Source organism: Streptomyces sp. NPDC048288, assembly GCF_043201555.1.
Taxonomy (GTDB): Bacteria; Actinomycetota; Actinomycetes; order Streptomycetales; family Streptomycetaceae; genus Streptomyces.
In genome coordinates, this window is record NZ_JBICZD010000003.1 from 104,106 (window position 1) to 126,751 (window position 22,646).

Annotated in this window: 14 protein-coding genes; 9 read left to right on the forward strand and 5 right to left on the reverse strand. The window is 67.7% G+C overall.

The genetic code is table 11. From position 1 onward, the window contains the following. Nucleotides 1-6: 6 nt before the first annotated feature. Nucleotides 7-1,341, reverse strand: a complete 1,335-nt coding sequence (locus tag ACGFZS_RS11750; RefSeq protein WP_393794949.1) for an ABC transporter substrate-binding protein — start codon at nt 1,339-1,341, stop codon at nt 7-9. Between the two features lie 249 nt (nt 1,342-1,590). On the opposite strand from ACGFZS_RS11750, the gene ACGFZS_RS11755 reads away from it, so the two are divergent. Beyond that, the gene (locus ACGFZS_RS11755) at nt 1,591-2,592 is read left to right on the forward strand and encodes a LacI family DNA-binding transcriptional regulator (protein ID WP_393794950.1); all 1,002 of its coding nucleotides are present in this window, start codon (nt 1,591-1,593) and stop codon (nt 2,590-2,592) included. Between the two features lie 54 nt (nt 2,593-2,646). Here ACGFZS_RS11755 and ACGFZS_RS11760 read toward each other — a convergent pair whose 3' ends face one another. Beyond that, nucleotides 2,647-4,854, reverse strand: a complete 2,208-nt coding sequence (locus ACGFZS_RS11760; protein ID WP_393794951.1) for a DEAD/DEAH box helicase — start codon at nt 4,852-4,854, stop codon at nt 2,647-2,649. A gap of 175 nt (nt 4,855-5,029) precedes the next feature. Here ACGFZS_RS11760 and ACGFZS_RS11765 point away from each other — a divergent pair, with 175 nt between their 5' ends. From ACGFZS_RS11765 to ACGFZS_RS11795, 7 genes are all read left to right on the forward strand, one after another. Then, a complete protein-coding gene (locus tag ACGFZS_RS11765) occupies nt 5,030-6,688 on the forward strand; it encodes a hypothetical protein (RefSeq protein WP_393794952.1) in 1,659 nt (552 codons plus the stop codon). An 810-nt stretch (nt 6,689-7,498) separates the two neighbouring features. Continuing rightward, nucleotides 7,499-7,804, forward strand: coding sequence for a hypothetical protein (locus ACGFZS_RS11770; RefSeq protein WP_393794953.1), 306 nt, complete (start codon nt 7,499-7,501; stop codon nt 7,802-7,804). Nucleotides 7,805-8,561: 757 nt separating this feature from the next. Continuing rightward, nucleotides 8,562-10,082: a hypothetical protein gene (locus tag ACGFZS_RS11775; protein ID WP_393794954.1), complete on the forward strand. Its 1,521-nt coding sequence runs from the start codon at nt 8,562-8,564 to the stop codon at nt 10,080-10,082. After that, on the forward strand, nt 10,060-10,863 hold the full coding sequence (locus tag ACGFZS_RS11780) for a hypothetical protein (protein WP_393794955.1): 804 nt from the start codon (nt 10,060-10,062) through the stop codon (nt 10,861-10,863). The genes ACGFZS_RS11775 and ACGFZS_RS11780 overlap by 23 nt, the downstream gene beginning before the upstream one ends. Further along, a complete protein-coding gene (locus ACGFZS_RS11785; protein WP_393794956.1) occupies nt 10,856-15,334 on the forward strand; it encodes a hypothetical protein in 4,479 nt (1,492 codons plus the stop codon). Before ACGFZS_RS11780 ends, ACGFZS_RS11785 begins: the two co-directional genes overlap by 8 nt. Then, on the forward strand, nt 15,331-16,461 hold the full coding sequence (locus ACGFZS_RS11790; RefSeq protein WP_393794957.1) for a hypothetical protein: 1,131 nt from the start codon (nt 15,331-15,333) through the stop codon (nt 16,459-16,461). Before ACGFZS_RS11785 ends, ACGFZS_RS11790 begins: the two co-directional genes overlap by 4 nt. A 24-nt stretch (nt 16,462-16,485) precedes the next feature. Further along, entirely contained in the window at nt 16,486-18,348 is a 1,863-nt protein-coding gene (locus tag ACGFZS_RS11795; protein ID WP_393794958.1) for a tetratricopeptide repeat protein, read from the forward strand. 339 nt (nt 18,349-18,687) lie between these two features. On the opposite strand, the gene ACGFZS_RS11800 is transcribed toward ACGFZS_RS11795, so the two are convergent. Together ACGFZS_RS11800 and ychF are read right to left on the reverse strand one after the other, a co-directional pair. Then, nucleotides 18,688-19,824 (reverse strand): Fic family protein, encoded by a 1,137-nt coding sequence (locus tag ACGFZS_RS11800; protein WP_393794959.1) that lies wholly within the window; start codon nt 19,822-19,824, stop codon nt 18,688-18,690. Between the two features lie 165 nt (nt 19,825-19,989). Then, the gene (ychF, locus tag ACGFZS_RS11805; RefSeq protein ID WP_393794960.1) at nt 19,990-21,078 is read right to left on the reverse strand and encodes a redox-regulated ATPase YchF; all 1,089 of its coding nucleotides are present in this window, start codon (nt 21,076-21,078) and stop codon (nt 19,990-19,992) included. Between the two features lie 197 nt (nt 21,079-21,275). Here ychF and ACGFZS_RS11810 point away from each other — a divergent pair, with 197 nt between their 5' ends. Then, nucleotides 21,276-21,815 (forward strand): DUF6542 domain-containing protein, encoded by a 540-nt coding sequence (locus ACGFZS_RS11810; RefSeq protein WP_393541887.1) that lies wholly within the window; start codon nt 21,276-21,278, stop codon nt 21,813-21,815. 53 nt (nt 21,816-21,868) lie between these two features. On the opposite strand, the gene ppgK is transcribed toward ACGFZS_RS11810, so the two are convergent. Further along, a complete protein-coding gene (gene ppgK / locus ACGFZS_RS11815) occupies nt 21,869-22,618 on the reverse strand; it encodes a polyphosphate--glucose phosphotransferase (protein ID WP_359222883.1) in 750 nt (249 codons plus the stop codon). Nucleotides 22,619-22,646: the final 28 nt, after the last annotated feature.

Consider the following 22,646-nt stretch of genomic DNA (forward strand, 5'->3'; position numbering starts at 1 on the left):
GAGCGGTCACTTGCCCGCCGTCGCCGGGATCGCCTGGTCCTTCATCGACTTCAGCGCGGCGGACTGGGCGGTCGCGAGGGCGTCGGTGAGCGTGCCGTCACCGGCCGCCGCCTTGGCCATCGCGTCCTGCAGCGCCAGGTTCACCGTCTTCTGGGTGGGGCCCCAGGCGAAGTCGGTGTCGATCTTCTTGGAGGACGCGGCGAAGACGTCGAATATCTTCTCGTTGTTGTAATAGGGCACGCCCTTGGACAGCGCCGGGAGCTTCAGCCCGTCGTTCGCCGCCGGGTACAGGCCGCCCAGCTGGTTCTCCATCGCGAGGGCCTCGGGGTCGGTGTTGAGCCAGGTGTTGAACTCGACCGACTCGTACAGGTGCTTGGCGCCCTTCATGAACGCGACGGTCGAGCCGCCCCAGTCGCCGGACGTCCCGTCGGCGCCCCAGGTCGGCATCGGGACGATCGACCACTTGCCGGCCTGCTTGGGCAGGTTGTCGCGGAGACCGCTGTAGCCCCAGGCGGCCCCGATCTGGGTGGCGATCTGGTTGTCCTGGTAGGCGGCGAACATCTGCGTCGACCCGTTGGCGAGGTCGGTGCGCACGAGCTTGTCGTCGATCAGCTTCTGCCAGTAGCCGGCGACCTCCTTGCTCTTGTCCGACTCCACGGTGACGTGCCACTGGTCACCGGAGTAGCTGTACATGTTCGCGTTGTTCTGCCACAGGAGCCCGTTGAACCACTCGGCGTTGTTCGGGTCGAAGAAGGTGATGGTGAGCTTCGGGTCGGCCTTGTGCAGCTTCTGGGCGGCGCTCTCGTACTCGTCCCAGGTCGTCGGGATCGCGACGCCGTACTTCTTGAAGAGGTCCGTGCGCACGTACATGGCCATCGGACCGGTGTCCTGCGGAAGGGCGAACACCCCGGTGCCGCCGAAGCTGGACTGCGACCAGGTCCACGGGACGAACTTCGACTCGGCGGCGGTGGCCGCCTTGCAGGCCGAGGCGTCCACGAAGGCGTCCTGGGAGCGCAGGGTGGGCAGCTCGTCGTAGCCGACCTGGGCGAGGTCCGGTGCCTTGCCGGCCTTCAGCGCGTTGCCGATGGCGCCGTACTGGTCGTTGGAGATGTTCTTCGTCTCGACCTGGATGTCGGGGTGCTTCCGGTTCCAGAGGTCGACGACCTTGTCCATGCCGTTGACGGTGTTCCAGTACTGGAGGGTGACCTTGCCCTTGCCGGGCGCGCAGGAGGCGGCCGACGCCTTGTCCGACGAATCGGACGAGGAGCATCCGGCGAGTACGACGATGCCGGCCGTGGCGGCGGCGACGGCGAGGCGGGTTCTCGTGGCTGTGCTGCTCATATCTTCCGTTCCAGAGATCGCCTGGCAAACGTTGTCAGGCGGGTCGACGTTGACACCTGGAGGCGGATGCCTTCTGGTTGGAACAAGGGGCCGAGAGCGGTACCGTGAGCGCTCACGGGAGCGGTAACGGGAAGTGATTGGGAGTGTGGGCTCCGCTCCGGCCGAGTGTCAAGGCTCAGGACGGCGGGCGGGGGGCATACTCGGTGTCCCTGCGACGCGGGCGCGTCGGCAATTACGCGGAGGTGAGTGATGGCGTCGTCGGGGACCGGACCCCGCAGGGTGACGATCGACGATGTGGCCGAGGCCGCCGGGGTGTCCCGGCAGACCGTGTCACGGGCGCTCAACGACAAGGGCGAGATCGGAGTCTCCACCAAGCAGCGCGTCCTAGACGCGGCCCTCGAACTGGGGTACCGGCCGAGCCGGTTCGCCCGGGGGCTGGTCCGGCAGGACACGTTCAGCGTCGGACTGGTGATCCCCGATCTGCTCAACCCGTTCTTCACCGAGGTCGCCGCCGCCGCGCTGGAGGCGGCCCGGGCGCGCGGCTGGCACGTGGTGGTGTACGACACCGGCGACCGCGTCGAGGAGGAGCGGGGCACCCTGGAGGTGATCGCCTCCCAGGTGGACGCCGTGGTGGGCTACCTCAGCCTGCCCGAGGACGAGATCGCCCGGCTGACCCGGGGGCTGCCCGTCGTCCTCATCGACCGCAAGCACCGCACCGAACGGTTCAGCTCGATCCGGATCGACGGCGAGGCGGGCGTCCACGCGGCGATACGGCACCTCACCGGGGCGGGCCACCGCAATATCGGCATGCTGGACCACGCGGAGCGGTCCGAGCCGAGCGTGCGGCACGAGTGGTTCGACGGCGCGATGTCCGCGTGCGGACTGGACTCCGGGGCGGTGGCCCGCGCGGACCAGAGCGTCGAGGGCGGGGAACAGGCGCTGCAGGAACTCCTCGGCCGGCACCCGGACCTCACCGCGGTCTTCATCTTCAACGACATCATCGCCATCGGGGCGTTGCGGGCCGCCCGCCGACTGGGCCGCGAGGTGCCCCGGGACCTCGCCGTGATCGGCTTCGACGGCCTGCGGCTGGGCGCCCTCGTCGAGCCGCCGCTGACCACCGTCGCCCTGGACACCCGCGGGCTCGGCGCGCTCGCCGTCGAACAGGCGGCACGCCTGCTCACCGGGACCGGCCCGCTGCCCGCGGAGGAACTGACGGTGGGGGCGCAGCTGCGGTTGCGGGAGTCGGCGTAGGGGAGTGCGGGCGCGCGGCTTGCGTTGGTCGTGCGGCTTGGGGTCGTACGGCTTTCACGCCTCCGCTCTCTCGACGGGGTTCCCGTCCGTCATGCCCAGGCGGGCCTGTTCCTCCTCGACGATCCGGCGGGCCAGGTCGGTGTCCGACACGTCGACCGCGTCCGGGGTGGCCTCGGCGACGGCGCTGCGGCGGGCGTAGGCGTCGAAGAGGCGGGTCTTCCTCTCCAGCATCCGCACCAGGCGCTCGTCCACTCCCCCGGTGGCCAGCAGCCGGTGCACCCGGACCGGTCTGACCTGGCCCATGCGATGGGCCCGGGCCACCGCCTGGTGCTCGATGGTGGGTTTGATCTGGGGTTCGCAGATGACGACGACGGAGGCGGCCTGCATGTTGAGGCCGACGCCCGCCGCCTGGATCTGCGCCAGGAGCACCGCGGGGCCGGGGGCGGCGGCGAAGTCGTCGACGATCTGCTGCCGCCGGGCCGCCGGGACCGCGCCGGTGAGCGGGCCGAGGAGCGCGGTGCCGTCGGCGAGTTCCTCCCGGACCACTCCCAGGACGTCCTTGAAGTAGGAGAAGACCACGGTCTTCTGCCCGTTCTCACCGGCCTCCCGGACGATCTCCCGGAGCCGCTCCAGCTTGGCCGACTTCTCCGGGCGCAGATAGGCGGCCCGGCGCATCGCCATGAAGTTGCCGGCGCGCACGGCCTCCCGGTACGCCTCCTCGTCCGAGGCGCTCAGCTCCTCCCACTCGTCGGTGTGCTGGAGGCTGGGGAGTTCGGTGAGCACGTCGTCCTGGTTGCGCCGCAGGTAGACGGGGGCGACGGCCCTGCGGAAGGCGACCGAGCCGGCCAGCGCGTCCCCCTCGCCCAGCGCGTCCGCGACCCCGCCGTCCAGCATCCCGACCAGGCTGCGGAACTCCGCGACCCGGTTCTCCATCGGGGTGCCGGTCATGAAGAGGGTGCGCGCGCAGCGCTCCGCCCACTCGGCGACCGCCTGGGACCGTTTGGCCTTCGGGTTCTTCACCGAGTGCGCCTCGTCGACCACGAACAGGCCGACCTCGCCGCCGCCCGGTACGGGGAATCCGCGCAGGGCGTCGAAGGTGGTCACGGCGACCCCGCCGCGTCCCTTCCAGTCGGCGAAGGCGTCGTGCCGGTCGGGGCCGTGGAGCAGCAGGACGCGCAGCGCGCTGCGGGCCTCGACCTCCCGGGTCCAGTTCACCAGGACGCTCGCCGGGCACACGACCATGAAGTGGCTCTGTCCCTCGGCGGCCAGGTGGGCCAGGACGGCGATGGCCTGGATGGTCTTCCCGAGCCCCATCTCGTCGCCGAGGATCACCTTGCGCTGGGCGAGCGCGAACCGTGCGCCGAACGCCTGGTAGCCGCGCAGGGAGACCCGCCGGTGGGTGTCGTCGAGGTGCTGGGTCCGTACCCGTTCGGCGACCTCGTCCGGCAGGAAGCCCTCGGCGGCGGCCGCGTCGGGCGCGCGTCCGGAGATCTCCGCGAGCAGGCTGTAGTACTCGGCGGAGCGGAGTTCGAAGTCCGCCCAGGCGGCGAGGTCGGAGGCCGGGCCGCGCAGCAGGTCCACCGAGGCCTGGGCGAACAGTTCGGGCAGCCGGGCCCGTTCCGCCTCGTCCGCCAGCGCGCGGATCGCGGTCACCGCCGCCAGCGCGCGGGCCTTCTTCTCCCGGCCCGCCAGCAGCATCCGCAGCCGCCCGGCGGCGGGCCGGGCGTCGGCCAGCAGCGGGTCCAGCCGCTGCGCCAGGGCACCCGCCCGGTCGACGGCGCGCCGGGCGTCCGGGCCGGCCTCCACGAGGGTGTGCAGTGCCGTGACGAGCGCGGTGGTGTCCGGCTCCGGACGGTCCACGTCGATATGGACGGCCACGGTCTCGTGCGCGGCCTCGGAGAGCCTGCGGGCCGCGGCGAGCACCTGGTCGACGGTGCGCTGCCCGACGCCGGGGATCTGCCGCAGCCGGTAGGGACCGGCGTCCAGGACGCTGCCCACCGTGCGCAGCCCGCTCTGTTCGACGCCGCCCAGCCGCAGCCGGCCTCCGGTGACGTCCTGCAGCCGCGCGACCGGAATGGCGTCGAGTTCCCGTCGTACCGCCGCGTCGTGAATCGGTGTCAGCACCGCCCGTACCGCCTCGACGGCCCTGCCGTGGTCGCCGACCACGTTCCGGGCCGCCCCGGCCAGCCGCGCGCCCCTCGCGACCACGTCCCGCTCGTCCCGCCCCACGCGCCCGCCCCCCGCCTTTCGCCGTTCCCCCATCCTCCCACCGCCCCCGCCGGCCCCATCGGTCGTACGGGGCACCCGCCTCTCGGGCTCCGCCCGGCGCGTCGCTACAGTTCTCGATCACATGACCGACACAGGAACACCACAGGGAACTGCCGTTCCCCGCCCCCGGGTTCCCGTGCTCGGCCGACCGATTCTCCGGGGGAGCACCATGAGACGCAGCATCTTCCTGACGGCGGCCACCGCGACCGCGCTGTCCGCCTCGCTGTTCACGGGGCTCGCCCCGGCCCGGGCGGACGGCGCCGCCGGGCCCGTGCTGACCGACGCCGACGGCTGGTACAGCCAGCCGGGCGTGCTCTTCGTGACGGCGCACTCCGACAGCCCGATCACCCGTATCACGGCCCACTTCACCCCGGTGGACGCGCCGGACGGGGCGCCGGAGGCCGGATCGGCCGAGGACTTCACCCAGTACCTGGGGCAGGACGCCCGGTCCGGCACCTGGCGGGCGCCGGTCCACCTGGCGGACCTCGGCGACTACCGGGTGACCGTCGACCTCCAGGACGCCTCCGGGGCCACCGTCGCCGGTGCCGTCTCCCCGTACCCCCTGGAGTACCGGACCACCGTCACGATCCCCGATCTGACCGCGACCCCGAGCGTGCCGGACTACCTCCACCAGGAGGTCACCGTCGGCGGCACCGTGGTGGCCAAGGACCCCCGGGACCCGGACGCCCCCGCCGCCACCGACGGCATGACCGTCGCCGTCGACACCGGTCACGGCCGGCTGACCGCGACCGCCGGCGCCGACGGCCGCTTCACCACCGCCTTCGTGCCCACCGCACCGTACGTCCAGTTCTCCGCCGCGCCGCAGGCCTCCGGCGCCTACCCGGGGGCGGTCGACGTACCGACGTCACCGCAGTACCTGCACACCGCGCAGGCACCGGTCCGGTTCACGGCCAGCACCCACGCCCTGGACCTGAAGCAGGGCGCCACCGGGACCGTCACCGGCCGCGCGGAGATCCGGACCACCGCCGGCTGGCAGCCGCTGCCGCACACCGCGATCACGCTGCAGGGCGACGGGGTCGTGGCCGGCGAGACCACCACCGACAGCCACGGCTCCTACACGCTGCACGTCTCCTCGCTGAGCCCGGCCCCGGACGCCGAACTCTTCGCCGGAGCCGACGGCCTGCCCTTCCAGCAGCTCGCCGCCGAGCCCTTCAGCCTGCATGTCGCCTACACCACCGACACCGGCATGAGCGCCTTCCTCGACGACGACGGGACCCTGAAGGCCTCCGGCTACGTCCTCTTCGAGGACGCGCACGCGAAGTGGCCCGCCAGGCCCACCGTCACCCTGCAGTACTCCCAGGACGGCAGGACCGGCTGGAAGAACGCGACCACCATCCCCATCAAGATCCGCCACAACAAGCCGCTGGTGGACGAGACGTTCGCCCGCACCCTCACCGCGCCGGACACCGACGCCTACTGGCGGGCCCGCTTCGACGGCAACCCCGACCTGGCGACCAGCACCAGCAAGCCCGTCCACCTCTACCGCTACGCGACCCGCGTCACCGGCTTCCACGTCTCCCCCGACCCGGTCCGCAAGGGCCACCCGGTCACCTTCGGCGGCACCCTCCAGTACAAGAAGGGCACCACCTGGAAGCCGCTCTCCGGCGGCGCCCCCACCCTCTACTTCAAGCCCCGCGGTTCCCGCACCTACCACTACGTCTGCGAGCTGGGCAGCGACAGCCACGGCCACCTCATCGGCAGCACCACCGCCCAGCAGGACGGCACCTGGGCCCTCGCCATCAGCCGCGAGACCGGAGCCCACTACCTCAGAAGCAGCCGGGTCACGGACTACGTCGACGTCCGCTGACGCTGACGGACCGCCGGCGCGCGGTGTGGCAGGAGCATCCACGCGACACCGTGCATCAGTCCAGCAAGTCCGTCGGCCGTCTGCCGTGGCCCCACCGGGCCGCAAGGCCCTCTCCGAGCCGACGGGCGACTGCGCACCACGAGCGCCATCACCACCGATCCCAGAACGACGCTCGCAACCTGCACGGTCACCCTGGCCGAGATGGTCCCCGCCGATAACGATCCGGTGGTCGTCGTGGGCACCGCGTATCCCGTGCTCTACGCGCGCGACCTGGTCGTCGGGCCCGCGGGTGCAACCGCCGCCATGGGCCGGAAGAACGTGAACCGGGCGGCAGGCGAAGCCTCCAGCCCCGTCGGACGAGCGCCTGCGTCGGTGTCACCACGCCCTGGGGTATCGAGGTCAGCGGTGTGTGGAACCGCTGGTCGGACCGGGCCCGGCGCCCATCGCCGTGCCCTTCTCCGTCTCACTGGACCCCCAAGGTCGTGCGCGACGTCAGCATGACCGGCGCCCGGCTCAATCACCGGGTGCACTACGCGGGTGTACGGCTGCTGTCGCACAGGCGCACCGCGTCACTGTTCGAAACCCGCTGGGGCACAGGGTGCGGCTCGGATCCGGTGACCGGCTCGATCTGCGCCTGGAGGTGGGCACCCGGAGACCCACGGGTGACCTACCCACGATCAAGCACCCCTCAATAGGGTTGATTGACATGGGCAACCGCGTCGCCCAACGACAGACCGGCCGGAACTCGATGTCACGAACTGATGCGGTGTGGGAATGATCAGTAGTGACTACGCGTGGATCCTGCCGTCGGTGATCGCCGCCGGATGGATCCTGTCGTGGTGGGGACCGCCGCGGATCCGGTCGATCCTGCTGTCGGTCTCGGCCGTCGTCGCCGTGCTCTGCCTCGCCGTCGGAAACCTAACCAAGGGCGAGCCGGTCAGCCCGGAAGACGCCAGCTGCTCACCGGCCTTCACATGTATGTACTGGCACCCGATCTACTGGGTCGAGGCCGGGCTGATCGACTTCGGATGCTGCCTGGCGCTGCTGGTCGTGACGGTCCTCGTCGACACAGTCGTCCGCCTCGGACGCAGGGCCTTTGCCGGCTCACCACGCTGACCGGTCCTCCAGCGGACGGTCCGCTGTGAAAGTGATGCGTTGAGGGGCCGGCTTCCCGGGAAGCCGGCCCCTCAACAGACGTTGAAGTGGAACGTTTGACATAACGCTCGGACCCGCGAAAACACGGCGTCCGGAGGACGAGGTCGGCGCAGAATCAGCGCGGCCGTACAGAACCAGACCTTCGGCAGCTTCGAGGGACTCGTTGAAACAGCGAGCCTCGTATCGTCGCCGACCAGAACAACGACGGGCGCGCCGTCTGCGCGATCTCGACTGTTCGGTGGACTTGTCGACGCCTGGCGTTCCGAGCGGCGCCAGGGCCAGGCCGTCTACTGCCGTGGCGCGTAAGCACTCACCTTCGGAGACGGATCGCGACAGAAGCCGCAGTGGCGATGCCGAGGAAGATCGTCAGCTCGTGAACCCTTGCGAAGAACGACGTTGAGCTTGCCGCACACAGCGCGGAGAGATTGGTACCCTCAGCGCTCGCCGAGTTCCCGGAGACGCGCATCGGCAGCGACACCGGTTTCCTGCCGAACCGTGTGCTGGATCGCGCGGCACAACGTATAGCGGAACGATAAAATCCGAATACCGAGTCTCCATGGTAACACCGGGCGCTCCTAGCACCATCAAAGATGGGAACACCAGTTCGCTATCGATGACCTTGGGCCTGCGGCTCGATTACGTAGCAAGGGCGTTGCCTTGAAGGGCATTTCGGGATCTCCACCTATGACGGCATAGGACGGTGCTAGCGTGACGGACCGTGTATCACGATCTGTCCCACCCGCCTCACTTGCCTGATGAAGGACTGGTTCGCCGTGTCAAGGCACTGGCTTGCACGGTGCCGTTGCAGGCTTTGGACCAGCGCAAGGCGTCGCTGGAATGGGCGGATGCCAAGATCTATCACATGGCAGAAATCGCGCTGCACACGATCGATCAGGTCACCATCGCGATGGACTTCGACACGGGAGCCGAGCACGCCAAGGTGCTTGAGCAGGTGCGGCACTTCGTCGCGACTCAGGCGCCCGACAGAGGTGACGCCGAGCATGCTGCGGTCGCCGACTGGGTGCTCCAGAGGCTGATCAATGTCGGTACTGTTGAACGCGGATTCTCTTGGCCTTATGGACTGGTCGGCGACGAGGGGTCCTACAGCCGCTTCGATTTCGAGTTCAAATTGCTGGTGGAGCAGTCGACGCCCGACGGCTTTTCGCTGCGGGCGACCGACGAGGCCATCAACGTGCTCGTCGGTGCATTGGACACGGACGTGGAGTCCGCGCAGATCGCCGCCGAGGTCAAACTCGACAACCTCATCAGACGGGGCAGGCTCGCCGATGCGAAACTCGCCGCCGAACAGGCAAGGTACCGCACGGTTCAGTACGGAGAGACCCTGCGTCGTTACCTCGACGCCACCCGTCGCGACGTACGCACCGTGGACTGGGAACGCGTGGTGCCGGACCTGCTCCTGGAGGCACTCCAGCACATTGAGGGCCGCTACAAGGCGGAACACGCCATCCTGACCAACATCACCGCAGCACGAGACGACTCCGACGATCCACGCCACAAACAGCGGGCAGCGGAACTCGTCGAAATCGTCCGCGACTGCATCCGCCGTCACATGCAGCTTCAGAAAGCCGTACAGGAAGCGGGCGACCAGTTCCGTTCCGAGCAGGACCGTCAGTTGTTCTCCGGTGAACCGCAGCGCGCAGCGCTCCATCTACATGGACAACTACTGGTACCACTGCTCGCGCTGTCGGTGGGCAAAGCGCTCGGGCCGGTACATGACTTCTTCCGAGGGGCACTCGCCCCGGCACCCCCCGAAGTCCTCACACTGCCCTCGCTGGTGGAGCGTCTCCTGCAACCGCCACTGGAGTCACAGCGGTTCGCCGGCGAGATCCGAAAGCCGGCACCCGATCCCGTTGTGGAACAGGAGTTGTTCACCTCCGAGCACTTCAGGCAGGCGCGCGAGATTCTCTCTCTGCCAGCTGGCTCGGCGTTGTTGAGTGACTTGCTCGCTCGCGCACGTCGTCATGAACCGCAGGTCGCCCGGCTGGTGATGCATCTGGCCGCGCACGCCTTCAACCCAGCCGTCGGGGACGCGGTACGTGAGGAAAACTCCGAGGTGCTGATCGCCGTGCCCACCGGGGAGGCTCTGGACAGCAGAGAATTCGGTGGCGATGAACTGTGGCTCACGACCGCCGGAGTAAATCACACCGTTCCCGGATCGCAAGGACCCGACTTGGCTCGGTACGAGGAGTTCGGTGATGAGATCCCGCTTCACGGATGACGACGCCGAACAGGCTGCGCAGTTGCTCGCCTTCGCGCTGCGCCCCCGGCTGTTGCCGAGCCGTGACAACGCCTATCGCGAACTCCTGCGCCGTTACCGCCACGACGGTCCGTTCCGGACCCTTACCTGGCGGATCGCCACTGGCCTGGGGCTCAGGGTGCTTGGGGAACACGAGGACATCGGCCTCGCGATCGCGGCCGTCGGAAGTTCTCCCTTCGAAACGAAGATGGAGACTTACGCCCGCCGCACCCAGAGAGAAGGCGGCTACACCGAGCGCTTTCTGCACGGCATCATCCATCTCGCCGTCGCTGCGGTGTCCTTCCCCCGGCCGGACGACCTGGCCAACAATGAGTACGTCGGCAGGGTCGGCGTCGATGTGGTAGACGCCGTCGTCCGTGAAGCCTGTGACCGGCTGCGGGAAAAGGCGGCGTCCCGTGAGGAGTCGGCCGACGTCCCCAGTGACGCACCGGAACTGGAGTTGGCGTGGCACTCGTATGCCAACCGTCCCGAGGCGTTCCCCACCAAAGACAAGCGCCGGGCGACAAGCACCACGAAGGGCATGGTTTCGCGGGCTTTGAACTTCCTTGCGGAGCAAGGCTTCCTGACACAGGTCAAGAATGCCGGCGAGGACATCTTCCAGACCACGCGGCGCTATCAGCTTCAGGTGCGCGAACTCGCGGCCACCAGCGCTTTCGAGGAGTTGGTGGCGTTGGGAGTGGTTCCGCCCATGGCGGTGGCGACCACCCCCGGGACCACGATGGAGGGTCTGGAGGATGTATGAGCTCTCCAGGGTGCTCCTCCAGTCCGTCGGGCCCAAGGCAGCGCGCTACGAGAACGTTCTCCTGGACTTCAGCGGCGTCGGGGACCCCATCGCCGACCGCCCCATCGCCTTGTTCAACGTCGGGGACGGTCAGCCTGTACGGCGCCCGTCCCCGGCCACAGTGCTCTTTCTGGAGAATGGCGGCGGCAAGTCCGTACTGGTCAAGCTGATCTTCTCCGTTCTACTCCCCGGGGCCCGTCAGGTGGTGGGTGCTCGTGATCCCCGTACCCTGAGCGGGTTCGTGCTCGACGGCGATGTGTCCCATATCGCGCTGGAGTGGACGCATGCCCGCAGCGGGCGTCGGCTGGTGACGGGCAAGGTCGCCGAGTGGCGCAACCTCAAGGCATCGACAGAGGCGTCCAATCTGACGGAGCGCTGGTACCACTTCCGTCCCACGCGGCGGACCACTCTCGACACGCTTCCAACATCCGAGGACGGCCGTTATCTGCGGTTGGCCGAATTCATCGGTGACCTCGACAAGGACCAACGAGTCGATCCAGAGCTGGAGTTCAAACATTTCCGTGTCCAGTCGGAGTGGACCGAACGGCTTACGGACCTCGGCCTGGACCCTGAACTTTTCCGCTATCAACGAGCGATGAACGCCGGAGAAGGCGAAGCGGCTGATGTCTTCTCCTTCACCACCGACGCTGCCTTCGTCGAGTTCTTGCTCTCGGCCGTACTGTCGACGGGGCCGGCACAGGACCTGGCCGAGCTGCTGAACTCCTACGGCGACAAGCTTGGCCGACGCGGCGCGCTGGCCTTGGAGCGGGATTTCGTGGCCGGCGCGCTGGAGTTTCTCGAACCGCTGGCCGGTGTACATACCATCGCGCTCAGCGCCCAGGAGGAACAGCAGACCGCAAGGAAGACACTGGACGCCTTCGTCCGTTCGGTAAAGGTACGTGCCTCCCAGGAGGAAGAGGCGGCGGAGACCAGCGAAGGAATCGCCGCACGTCTCGGCAAGGACTTCCGGCGAGCCACCCTCCAGCATGAGAAGCTCGTGGCCGCGGCCCGGGAACTAGGGCGTCTCACCGCGCTGTTGAAGCTGCGCGAGGCCAAGGATGAACAACAGCAAGCGCGCAGGGCGTGGGAACAGGCCAAAGCGACCGAGCGCGCCTGGGACATCGTTCCCCGTCTGGTCAAAAGCCTGGAAGCGACTGCCAACGCGAACCGGCTGCGTGAACTGGTCCGCCAGACCCAAGAAGCGGCTCTCCCGGCGCTGCGGGCCCGGGACAACGCCCTCCAGGTTCTAGCCGGAGCGCTGCGCACCATGTCACGGAGTCTCACCGAGCAGGCAGAGACGGCGCGGCGCGCAGCCGAGGAGGAACACACCCTGGCCGAGCAGGCCCAGGTCGCGCACAACGCGGCAATCAGCCGCGCGGCCGAGAACCAGGCACGGGCCAGGGCGTTCGAAACCCGTGTGCAGGAAGTACGGGACACGGTCGCTGGCGCGGTGCGCGACGGCTTGCTGAGCGAGGGCGTGACGGCGCGTGACGCCGTACGCCAGGCCAAGGAGGAGGCCGGGAAAAACGCCGAGGAGATCGCCCGGCAAGAGTCCTCTGTGGAGAACGCGACGGAGCTTCACGAAGCCTCCCACCGAGCCTGCCAGGACTCCGAGCGGGCCGTGGCCACGGCCCGGCACGCCCTCGACCTGGCTCACCGCGACTGGACGGCCGCCGACACTCGCACCCGCGTCCTGGAAGCGGAACTCCAGCCGCTCGCCCTGCTGGACATCGACCGCCTCGATCTGGAGGTGGACGCTCCCCGCCTGGCCGGCAAGCTCGGTCACCGACGTGACGCAGCTGATGCGGCCAGGGCCGAAGTCCGTATCGCCATGGCACGTGACGAACGGGCCAGGCTCGCGCTGGAGACCAACGAACTGCTGCCGCCATCCCCGGAGGCGGCGGAAGCATGCGAGACGTTGCAAGAAGCCGGTGTCGACGCCTACACCGGCTGGGACTACCTCGCCGGAATGCCCCGGGTCGAGCAGCGCCGTAAGCTCATCGAACGCATACCGCACCTGGTCACGGGCGTGCTCCTGAACGACCCCGAGCAGGCTCCCCGCGCGGCAGAAGTCCTGGCCGCCCGGAAGTTGTGGCCCAGTACGCTGGTGAGTCTGGGAACCACCACCGCGGTGCACGAACCAGCCGAGCCACTTTCCGGGCTGGAGTACGTGGTGCCCCCGCATCCGGCTCTCTACGACGAGCGGGCGGCGGGGGAGGAACGGCTCGCCCTCGGCCGCCGCCACGACGAACACCGGGCACGTATGGCGGAGCTGGACTCCCGACAGCGTATGTTCGTCTCTCTGCTCACTCGCCTTGAGGAATGGCAGACGGACTTCCCTGAGGGAAGCCTTGCCGAGCTCCGCGAGAAGGTCACCGCCCGGACAGAGGCGCACGACGACGCCCGACAAGCACTGGCCCGGCAGAGCGAGAAACGTGAACTCGCAGCCACTCGCCTCAAAGCCCTCCGCGAATCCATCCCCCCGCTCCGTGCGGCACAGTCGGTACTGGAAGCCCGCAAGTCCACGTTGAGTACGCTGGCCGGGCAGGAGGACCGCATCCCCGGCTGGCAGAGCGCCGTGGAGGAGGCCCGTACGGCGGAGGGCCGGGAACGAGAGGCCGCGCAGCAGGCCGAAACGGCCGCCGGAGGTCATCGGGCCGCCAGTGCTGAGCATGTACGCACCATGGACCGTCTGACCGGCTCCGCGCATCGCCTGACCGCCGAACTGGACGAGCTTCCGGGCGCCGAGGCGGTGCCGGAAAGTCACGCGACGGTCCCGGCTGAACCTCTGACCGTGCTGCGCCGGGCTTACGAGGCTGCCGCGATCGAGTACGAACGGGCTGCTGTCGGGGCCGACCTGCTCTCCGACATGCGTCAGGCGGAGCAACGAGAGAAGGAGGCGGCACGGGAGCTGGACGAGGCCCTTCCCGAAGTCCGCGCGGCCGCCCAAGCGTTGCTGTACGGCCCTGACGGCGTGGACGGCGCGACCCGGGCTGCCGCCCGACGCCGCGCCGAGCAGACGGTCTCGGACCGCCACACCGCGTCGGCCGAGGCAGATGCTCTGGTCGCAGAACACCGAGCGGTCCTCAAGGACTTCCCGGAATCGCTCACCGACGTGGACCTCGCTCCCTACGGCGCACCTCTGCACGTCGTACACGGCATGCGCCTGATCGAAGCGGCGGAGCACGACCGGAACGAGGCCGAGCGTATCCGGCGCGAACTCGGCTACCACAGTGAGCGTGCCGAGGCCACCGCTGTCAGCCTGCGCTCCTCCGCCAAGAACTTCGCGGACCTGATCACCGTGCTGTCCCGTTCGGCCGAGCCTCGCGAAGACGACGTCCCGTACGAGGGTGGTGTCGCGGCCGCCGGGGACAGGCACACCGTGCTGAAGACCGAATATGACCGGACCGGGACGAAGGCCGAGACGGCACTCGCCGAAGAAAGGACACTGACCGATCAACTCGTCGGATTCGCGGCGGAGGCGCGGTTCGGGGCGTTGACGTCTTCCAGCCATGCAGTCATCCAGTCCTGCCCTCGTGCCGACATGCCGAACCGGGCCGCTGAGTGGAGCGATAGCCTCCGTCCCAGACTGCGCAGCCTCACCGTGGACCTGGACTCCATCGAACGGCACCGTCGACAGATCGTGCTCCAACTGTGCCAGCAGGTCCAGGAGGCGCTGCGTACGTTGAAGCGGGCACAGACTCTTTCCCGGCTTCCCAAGGGGCTGAGGGAATGGTCCGAACAGGAATTTCTGCGGATTCGCTTCACCGAGGTCTCCGAACAGGCGCTGGAGGACCGGCTCGGCACTGTCGTGGACGAGACCGCCGAGGCAGCAATCCGAGGAAAGGAGATCAAGAAGGACGGCCTGACCCTGCTTCTGCGAGGCGTGACCGAAGCGGTGGCCCCGAAAGGGTTCCGGGTGCGGATTCTCAAACCGGATGCCGTCCTGCGCACGGAACGGGTGCCGGTCTCGGCCATGAGGGACGTGTTCTCAGGTGGTCAAGTACTGACTGCGGCCATTGTCCTCTACTGCACCATGGCAGCGCTGCGCGCGAATGAGAAAGGCAGAGTGCAAGACCGCCGGAACTCTGGCGTGCTGTTCCTGGACAACCCGATCGGTCGTGCCTCGGCCGGCTATCTGTTGAGGCTTCAGCAGTCGGTCGCCCGTGCGCTGGGGGTCCAACTCGTCTACACCACAGGTCTGAACGACCTGGCGGTCCTGGACTCGTTCCCGCACGTGATCCGACTGCGCAACGACGCCGACCTGCGTGAGCACCGCAAGTACCTCACCGTGGTGGGTGACAGACGCAAGCACCTTCTCGAACCGCTCGAAAAAGGCGACGGCCCGGTGATCACGTCCATTAGATACCACGCCCGCGCCCGTGCGGAGCATGACCGTCACCAGGATCCCGAGGAAGAACAGGACCGTTGACCGACCTGAGTCGTCCCGCGCGTGACTTGCTGGATGCGTTGCGTGAAGATGCTCGTACGCGTAAGAAATGGGACGGTACATATAAGACCGGCGTCCATTTGCCGCAACTCCGCAGCGCCTTCCGCGCGGTACCTCGTCCGGTCATGGACGACGAACTGGAAGCGGCGGCTTTGCGCCGCTATTTGGGCGAGTTGTACCGGCACGGAGTCGTCACCGCGATGAACGGCGACGACGGGGAGAAGATTCCGTTACCGAAGGGAGTTTGGCTGCTCCCCATGCGCAAGAGGGTCCCGAAGATCAAGGAACAGGCCCCTGCCTGGCATCCACGGATGCGGGAGGCGGCCCGCCACTGGGACGGTGCCAGGCACAGAACCAGGGTCGGCCTGCGGGCGCTCAACAACTGGTTCCTCTCCGACCCTGATCTGACGCCTGTCCCGATACGCGAGCGCGCTCTCGATGTCTTCGGCAGCCGTGCCTACTCCGGATACTTCGAAGTCGAGGAAAAGGCGTTCGATGAATTGGAAGGCTCCTTCTTTTCGAACCAGGGCGCCTTGCACGAGTTGGTGCAGGCATATTCGACACCGCCTCAACTCGTCACCGAAAGGCTCGTCCAGGAAGGTGGCGGCTACTACGGCCAGATCGGTGACGGTGACGTTCTGCTGGTCGTGGAGAACGTCACCACATGCTGGTCGTTGATAGAGGCGTTGGACGGGACAGGGGATCACTCGGTCGGCTACGTGGTCTGTGGGATGGGGAAGGCGTTCTTGGCTTCGCTCGCCAGTACCAAAATGCTTCGACGCGGCAAGATCGCGGAGATCCGCTACTTCGGCGATCTCGACCCCACGGGGCTGCATGTGCCTGCTGTAGCCGCCGAGAGGGCGGCCAAAGACAGAGACCTTCCCGATGTGCTCCCTGCGGTCGGTCTCTATGACGCGCTGCTACGCATTGGCACACCGTTGCCGCGCAAGGAGAAGCAGCAGGAAGCCGACCGAGTCTGGTGGCTCGACCCTTCGCACCGGGCCCAAGCGACCGCCCTGATGTACAGCGAGGACCGCCTGGCCCAGGAGTGGGTCGGCCTGCGTCATCTGAACGGGAACAGCTACTGGCTCGAGGGCTTGCACAGATGAACGGGAACTTCGCACTCCCGGGCCGTGATCCGAGTTTCATCGGACGTACCGAACTGGTGGACGAAGAGCTTCCTGGGCTCCTCGACCGGGAGAGAGACGGGGGTACCGGTCCTGCTCAACGGCCGGGCGGGCATCGGTAAAACGGTGATGAGCGGTGAACTGGCGCATCGGCAGCGCTCCCGGTATGTGGATGTGGGTTGGATCGACGCGGCAGCCGCCGGTTCCGGCCGTCTCGCCGAACGGGTCGACGCCTGTCTGGCCGCATTCCACGGCGGAACGGGACCTCGTCTCCTGGTGCTGGACGGAGTGTCGACCCCGGAGGACGTCGTCGGGTGTTTGCCCCGAGACGAGACCAGAGTCCTGATCACCTCGCGGACCGACGCAGGGCTTTGGCATCGAGTCGCCCGTGTGATCCAGGTGCCAGTGCTGTCCCGGAACGAGTCGGTCTGCCTGTTGAGGACTTTGGTCCCTGCCCTTGGGGAGGACGATGCCTTACGTCTGGCGGGTGCGTTGGATGACCTGCCGCTTGCCCTGGAGAACGCGGCGAGTTGGCTGACGAGCGGCATGACGCCGCAGCAGGTGCTGGAACAGTTGGAGGCGAGTGCGTCGAGTCTTCTCGGCGGGTGTCGCTCAACCGATTTTCCAAGATCGCTGGCAGGCCGACTCTCGGAAGCGATGAAAGCGCTCGCGACCGGATCACAGGAAGAGCGGTGGATGCTTCGGCTTCTTCACGCACTGGCCGTTCTCGGCCCGAAGCCGTTTCCCACCCGTGCGCTGCGGGGCGATCGGTGGGAGATGCCGGACGGGGAATCGCAGTACCTTCTGACCCTCCCCACGTTGCACCGCAGGCTGGGAGGTCTGCACGACCGAGGCCTGATAAATCTGCGGGCCGGGTGGGCGGAGCTCGACGACATCAGCGGCGCGGTGATCCGAGATCTGCTCGCCGCCCGCCGTCAGGACCAGGCCGGTGCCTTTGCGTTGGCAGAACAGTTGTTGGTGGCGGCGGTACCAGAGCGTGCGGCATCGGAGGAAGCCTGGAGCGATTGGGCTCTGGCCGCTCCTCCCGTCCTCGCATTCGATCCTGCGAGCATCCAGACAGGGCCGGGGCGAAAAGCACTGCTTGACACATACAGCTACCTGGTCGACAGCGGCAGATACATGGAAGCCATCGACGGTCTCGGCAAGCTTCGCGCGGCATGGGCGGAGTACCTCACCTGCCATCGTGACGATGACCTTGTGGTGATGTCGGTACTGGCTCGCGCCCACTTCGGATGCGGACACTTCGAAGACGCCGAGCAACTCAACTTGCAGGTCTACTGGGAGCGGGAGGAAAAACTGGGGCCCCGCCATCCCGGAACTCTGGAAGCTTCGGTGTGTTATGCACTCGATCTCGGTGCCAAGGGCTACTACTCAGAAGCGTGCAATCTTGCCGAACAGTCCTGGCTGGAACAGTGCAGGCTCTTCGGTCAGGAGAGCCGGCAGGCGATGCGTACAGCAAGCCATATGGCACGGCTTCGGACTCCACAGGACCCCGACCACGCTTACCACCTGGGCCGGCGCGTTCACCGCCTCCAGGTGAAACACCTCGGCGTCCACCACCAGCACACTCTCGACACAGCCCATCACCTGGCACTCTGTCTCGTCGCCCTGAACGAATTCCGGCAAGCTCTCCCGCTGCTGAAGGAGACCCTGAAATATCGGCGGGATACCTTGCCTCCCGGTCACCCCGACACTCTCTGGACCGCTGCACACTACTACCTGCTGTCGGCCGACTTGGGTCGCCAGGTGCCCCAGTCAGCCCTGCGAGGGACTTACGACGGCCTTCGCGGATTTTTCGACGGGGATCACCAAGTCGTGCGCCTCCTGGCGGCAATGGCAGAGTGCTGACCATGTGGCATCAAGTCCACATTGCCTAGCGAGCCGCTGCTGGAGCGCCCCCCCACCTGAGCAGATCTTCCGAGACGGTTGCTCCGTAGTGTTTGCGTCCTTGATGAATGAATTCGAATCAGCCACTCGCCGTTCTCTCAGCGAAATCCCCGGCCCGCAGCCAGTTCGCTGCTCCTGGAACGCGTGGCTGCCTGCCAACGGGATGGGCGTCCTGTCCGTGGGCGACAGCCCGGTGTTTCCATCCGACCCCGATGGGCTACGGCTCCATGGGACACATGCGCTGAGTACAGGCATCCCACTCCATGCACCGCCATTGGTTCGTCAGGCCGCAGGAAGCCGTCAGCGGGTGTACGGATCGGCCAGCGACAGTGGTGTCCGAGCCGCTTCCAAAGCTGACTCCGGAAAGGCAGGGCCGGCGGTGTAGAAGCGGGCACGAGTACGGCCGACCGGTGTCAGAACGCCAGCCGCAACCAGGTCCCGCAGGTCGCGTTGGGCCCGCTGCAGGCTCAGATCCTCTGCTCGTTCGTAGCGTGTACGACGCACCCTCCCGGACATCGCCACATCATGCAGAGCGGACACCACCCTGTCCTCCAGCCCCCGGACCTCCGCGAACTCACCGAGCAGAAGCCACACCCGACTCGAGCGATCCAGGCGGCTGTGTACGGTCTGCGCCTGCTGGTGATATGCAGTGAGGTTGAAACGGACCCAGTCGGAGACGTCCTGGTCCGGGCGGTAGGTGGCCCCCCGGCGCTGCAACTCTCGGTAGTACTCCCAGGTGTTTCCGGGGCGCCCCAGCCAAGCCTCGATCGAGGAGAACTCGGGGGCCAGCTCTCCCTCTCGCGCGATCATGAGGGTTTGCAGGGAACGGGACATGCGGCCGTTTCCGTCCGCCCACGGATGGATGGAAACGAGGTGCAGATGCGCCATGGCAGCCCGTACGAGCGGGTGCGTGCCGTCGTCCGCATTCAGCCACTCGACCAGTTCGCCCGTCAGCGCCGGCACATCAGCCGCGTCCGGCGCCGTGTATGCCGCGATGCTGGGGTCTCGGGCGTCCGTCACATACACCGCTCCGCGCCGCCACTGCCCCGCCGGCTTCCGCGAGGTGTGCCGGTGCCCCTGCAACATCCAGTGGAGCGCGTTGAGGAGTTCCTTGCCATAACGGAAGTCCGCGACATCGTGCAGTGTCTGGATGTAGGTCATCATCCGCTGATAGGCGAGCGTCTCCTCCCGATCCTCCTCGGAGACATCGACATCCCGCTCGCCTTCCAGAAGGTCCTCGACGTCGACCGTGGACACTTTGAAACCCTCGATCGAGTTGGATGCAGCCACCGCATCCGCGGTCAAGAACTTACGCAGCCCTTCGGTCCACTTCGCCGGAGTCGACCGAACCTGCAGGCGCAACGACCGGCGAAGGTCTTCGACCTCACCGAGAACACGCTGGTCCTCGGCGTTGAGAGCAGGCGTGGGGAAGAGCATGGTCCCACCATAGAGTGACGTAAATATTACGTCAATGCGTCAGGCTCTGTCGACGGTTCCGGCATCAAGTGCACACTTGATCACCGAAGGGGTCGAGCCCACACGAGGGCCCGACCCCGAATCCGCACGTCAAATCGATCGCATCAACGTAAAGTAATTCAGCGATCACACGTTGAAGCGGAACTCCACCACGTCCCCGTCCTGCATGACGTAGTCCTTGCCCTCCATGCGGGCCTTGCCCTTGGCGCGGGCCTCGGTGACGGAGCCGGTTTCGACGAGGTCGGTGAAGGAGATGACCTCGGCCTTGATGAAGCCCTTCTGGAAGTCGGTGTGGATGACGCCGGCGGCCTCGGGGGCGGTGGCGCCCTTCTTGATGGTCCAGGCGCGGGATTCCTTGGGGCCGGCCGTGAGGTAGGTCTGCAGGCCGAGGGTGTCGAAGCCGACGCGGGCGAGGGTGGCGAGGCCGGGCTCCTCGGCGCCGACGGACTCCAGGAGTTCGAGGGCGTCCGCCTCGTCGAGCTCGGCGAGGTCCTGCTCCAGCTTGGCGTTGAGGAAGATCGCCTCGGCGGGGGCGACCAGGGCGCGCTGCTCGGCCTTGAAGGTGTCGTCGGTCAGCTCGTCCTCGTCGACGTTGAAGACGTAGAGGAAGGGCTTGGTGGTGAGCAGGTGCAGGTCGTGGAGGAGCTCGGCGCGCTCCGAGCCCTGGAGGATGCCCTGGGAGAACAGGGTGTCGCCCTTCTCCAGGATCTCCTTGGCCTCCTCGACGGCCTTGACCTTGGGCGCCACGTCCTTCTTGATGCGCGACTCCTTCTGGAGGCGCGGCAGGACCTTCTCGATGGTCTGCAGGTCGGCGAGGATCAGCTCGGTGTTGATCGTCTCGATGTCGTCCTTCGGCGAGACCTTGCCGTCGACGTGCACGACGTTCTCGTCCTTGAAGGCACGGATGACCTGGCAGATCGCGTCGGACTCACGGATGTTCGCGAGGAACTTGTTGCCCAGGCCCTCACCCTCGGAGGCGCCGCGGACGATGCCCGCGATGTCGACGAAGTCGACCGTGGCCGGGAGGATCCGCTGCGAGGCGAAGATCTCGGCCAGCTTGGTCAGACGGGCGTCGGGGACGCCGACCACACCGACGTTGGGCTCGATCGTGGCGAACGGGTAGTTGGCCGCCAGCACGTCGTTCTTGGTCAGGGCGTTGAACAGGGTCGACTTGCCGACGTTGGGCAGGCCGACGATTCCGATCGTGAGCGACACGTTGCGACTTCCCGTAGTGAGTGGGTGAGTGAGCCGGGGGGCTGCCAGTGCCGGCGGGCCGGCCGATCCACCAGTTTACGGGGTTCGGGGCCCCGGGCCGGCGGTCGCGTCGAACACCTGGACAGGCTCTGCTCTTCGGCTTGGTTTCGGCGTGTCCGGGTCGCGATTGGGCACATTAACCGACCTAAGTTGGTCCGGTGGAGCATCACAGGACCCGACCCCGACAGCACGGCCCACGCCGTGGCGCCCCCCGGGCGCCGCTGCCACCCCAGGCGAGACGGCGGCCCGCGACGGCCGAGCGCCGGCCCGCCGGGGGAAGGTCCCGCACGGCGCCGGTGGACGCTCCGAAGAGGCTGCCGAACCCGCGGCTCACCGGGCTCGGCTGCGGCCTGTTCTGCCTGGCCGCGATGTTCCTGCTCGGCTTCCTGGACGACCTGCTGTTCGGCGCGTCCCTGACGGTGTACGGCGTGCTGTTCCTGCCGGTGTGCGCGCTGACCGCGCTGTGGGTGCGCGGGGGCGATCTGCTGACCGCCCCCGTCGTCGTCCCGATCGCCTTCGCCGCCGGCCTGCTCACCGTCTCCGACGGCGGCGGAGGCTTCCTCGGCGGCCTGATGGGCCTGGTGACGGCCCTGTCCACACAGGCCGGCTGGCTCTACGGCGGAACGCTGATCGCCGGGGTGATCGTCATCGTCCGTCGGATCCGGCTGATCCGACGCCGACGCCGGCTCAGGGCCTGAGCCGGCGGTCCGGAGGCCGGAGGGCCGGGCGGCAGAGGGACGGGCCGGGCGCGCTAGGAGGCGTGGTGCGCCGCGCGCATCGCCGCGCCCACGATCCCCGCGTTGTTCTGCAGCTGCGCCGGCACGATCTCGGCCTTGATGCCCTTGATGTACGGCAGGAACTTGTCGGCCTTGCGGCTCACCCCGCCGCCGATGATGAACAGGTTCGGGGTGAACAGCATCTCGACGTGGGCCAGGTACTTGTTGACCCGGTGGGCCCAGTGCTCCCAGCTCAGCTCCTCGTCCTCCTTGGCCTTGCTGGAGGCCTTCTTCTCCGCGTCGTGGCCGTCCAGCTCCAGGTGGCCCAGTTCGGTGTTGGGGACCAGCTCGCCGTCGACGAACAGGGCGCTGCCGATGCCGGTGCCGAAGGTGAGCAGGAGGACGACACCCTTGCGGCCCCGGCCGGCGCCGAACTCCACCTCGGCCACGCCGGCCGCGTCCGCGTCGTTGACCACGGTCACCGGGAGGCCGCCGAGCCGCTCGCTGAACAGCGTGCGCGCGTCGGTGTCGATCCAGCTCTTGTCGACGTTCGCCGCCGTACGGATGTGCGTGCCGTCGCTGATCACCCCCGGGAAGGTGAGTCCGACCGGGCCGCTCCACCCGAAGTGGTCGACGACCTGCTTGACCCCGTCGGCGACGCCGTCGGGCGTCGCCGGATGCGGGGTGAGCACCTTGCACCGCTCCTGGGCCAGGTCGCCCTTGTCCAGGTCCACGGGAGCGCCCTTGATCCCGGAACCACCGATGTCCACACCGAAGATCTGCATGGCTCCACGTTACGTCGTACGACTGACA